Here is a 2,788-nt window from a genome sequence, read left to right as displayed (position 1 = left end):
TTGGACCCCCTCCCCGACGACGCCACGCCGCTCTCCGACGTCCTGGCCGACATCGCCCAGACCGTCCTCGCCAACGGCGCCCGGACCACCGATCCGTGGTGCGCTGCGCATCTGCACTCGCCCACGCTGCTCACCGCTGCGGCGACCGAGCTCGCGATCGGGGTCACCAACCAGTCGATGGACTCGTTCGACCAGGCTCCTGCCGCCACCTACGTCGAGGACCGGCTCGTTCGCACTCTCGCGGATCTGTGCGGCCTGCCGGCCGGCGCCAGTGGTGTGCTGACGTCGGGCGGGACGGCATCGAACCTGCTCGGCCTGCTCCTGGCCCGTGACCGGGCGGCCGGCGGACCGAACATCTCCGGCCTGCCCGAGGACGCCCGAAGCTGGCGCGTCCTGGCGTCGGATGCCGCACACGTCAGCATCCGGCAGGCATGCTCAGTGCTGGGAATGGGTCGCGACGCCGTCGTCCCCGTGGCCACCGACAACACGGGGCGGATACGGGTCGACGCACTGGACGACGCGCTGGCGTCGCTGGTGCGAACCGGCCAGAGGCCGATCGCCGTCGTCGGCACCGCCGGGACGACCGACGCCGGGGCGATCGATCCGCTCGACGCGCTCGCCGACCGGGCAGCCGCCCACGGTGCGTGGCTGCACGTCGACGCCGCAGTCGGTTCCGGTCTCACCCTCAGCGAGCGGCTCCGGCCGATGCTCACCGGCATCGAGCGCGCCGACTCGATCACCGCGGACCTGCACAAGCTGTGGTGGCAGCCGATCGGTGCCAGCGCCCTTCTGGTCAGCGACGCCGCCACGCTGCACGGGTTCCGCGAGCCCGCGGCATACCTCAACCGCAGCGAGGACACCGGCGTTCTCAATCTGGTGGACCGGTCGCTGGACACATCGCGACGGTTCGACGCGCTGAAAGTCGTGGTCTCGCTCCGTGCGACCGGACGACGACGGCTCGCCGGGTACGTCGAACACCTCGTCGGCCTGTGTGCGGAAGCCGGGCGACGCGTGGACACACATCCCGCATTGGAGCTCGTCGCGCCGCCGCAGACGGTGACAGTGCTCTTCCGTTGCCGCCCGCCGCGAGCCATCCGGGAGGGTGTCGACGACGCGGCGCTGGACGTGATCAACACCGAGGTACAGCGCGCCCTGCTCAGCAGTGGGCAAGCCGTTGTGGGGCGTACCCGCTGGCGCGGTCGTGTCGTTCTGAAACTGACCTTGGTCAACCCACTGACCACGATCGACGACGTCGGCGGTCTGCTGGAGCTGATCGCCGCAACGGCGGCCGACGTCACTCGCGCGGGCACAGCGCCCGGCGCGGGCACACCGTCCCGCGCGTCCGTGGTCGCAGCGAGCGCCGTGGGCGGGGCCGGGCTCGTCGGCGCAGGACACCCGCACAGCCATGGCACGATCCCCGCAGGAGGAACCAACCGTGATCAACACGCGTGACGCGGGGCCGGTCCTCCCGTCGCAGCACTCGCCGGCAGTACCTGACTCCATCGACCGCACGCCGGAGCAGGCCGCGGACGACGCCACGGTGCGTGCCGTGCTGAGCTGCTGGATCCGCGAGACTTCCGGCTGGACCCTCGCTGCATGCCATCCACACGGCTCGGGCGGCAGGACGGTCGTGGCGGTGTTGTCCATACCGTTGGCTCGTTGGGGCGGTCACATCGACGTCGACGTGACACGTGTCTCCGGCACATTCCGGCACCAGCTGGCGCTGCCGGCACGCATCGTCGTCGCTGATATGCCGGCCCGTCCCATCGGACTGGCCACGCTCGCCGCCGTGCTCGCCGACGAGCTGGCGGGCAGGCGCACCGGCGCGGATGCCAATACGCTGCTCAGCCGCATACTCGGCAGCTCATCGGCGGTGCTGGAGCAGCTGCGCGACCGGTCCAGCGAGATCGACCGGCTGTGGAGCCCGGAACCGCTCGGCTTCGGCGAAACCGAGCAGGCACTGCTGCTGGGGCACATGGCCCATCCCACGCCGAAGAGCCGCGGCGAGATGACCGAGGCGCAGCGGCGGATCTACTCTCCCGAGGCCGGTGGCCGGTTTCCGCTGCGGTGGCTCGCCGCCCAGCCCGACCTGGTCCGGCACGGAAGCGCCACCGGGACGCCGGCGCCTGAGCTCGCCGAACAGCTGCTGCGCGCGGATCCGCAGACAGACACAGGCGCACTCGACGCGATGATGGAGGCCGTCGGCCCGAGAGTTCTGCTTCCCGCGCATCCGTTCGAGGCGGACCGGCTCGCCGCCGATCCCGCCACCGCCGGCCTTTTCGACAGTGGAGCCGTGGTGGACCTCGGTGCGCTCGGCTCGCCCTACCTGCCCACCACCTCGGTCCGCACCGTCTACCGTCGCGAGTCGCCCTGGCAGCTCAAATTCTCCTTGCACGTGCGGGTCACCAACTCGATGCGGGTGACACTGCCCAAGGAGCTGGACCGGGCGGTCGAGTCTGCGCGGCTGGCCCGCACCGACGTCGGACGCCGGGTAGCCGCCGTCGCGCCCCGTTTCACGTTGCTGCAGGACCCCGCATACCTGACGGTGACACGCGACGGCCGGACCGTCGACGGATTCTCGGTACTGCTGCGGGAGAACCGGTGGACCCCGGGCGGACCTCACGACGTCAGCGCTGTCACCACGCTCTGCCAAGACCATCCCTACGGCGGGCGGAGCAGGCTGGCCGCGATCGTCGCCGAGCTGGCCAAGCGGGAACACCGAGCAGAGGACGACGTCGCGCGCGAGTGGTTCGGCCGCTTCTGCGAGGTCGTGGTGCGCTCGTTGATC

2 protein-coding genes are annotated in these 2,788 nt (G+C 71.1%); both read left to right on the top strand.

Annotated elements, in window-relative coordinates; genetic code table 11:
- On the top strand, positions 1 to 1,452 hold a 1,452-nt coding region (locus ELR45_RS26160), incomplete at its 5' end, for a pyridoxal phosphate-dependent decarboxylase family protein (RefSeq protein WP_165368110.1).
- Positions 1,436 to 2,788 (top strand): IucA/IucC family protein (locus ELR45_RS26155; protein WP_165368109.1); only part of this gene is annotated, 1,353 nt, incomplete at its 3' end. The genes ELR45_RS26160 and ELR45_RS26155, both read left to right, overlap by 17 nt.

The sequence above is a fragment of the Phytoactinopolyspora endophytica genome, from assembly GCF_004138495.1.
Lineage (GTDB): Bacteria > Actinomycetota > Actinomycetes > Jiangellales > Jiangellaceae > Phytoactinopolyspora > Phytoactinopolyspora endophytica.
Note: the sequence above shows the minus strand (reverse complement) of the source record. Positions and strands in the feature narration are given on the sequence as shown.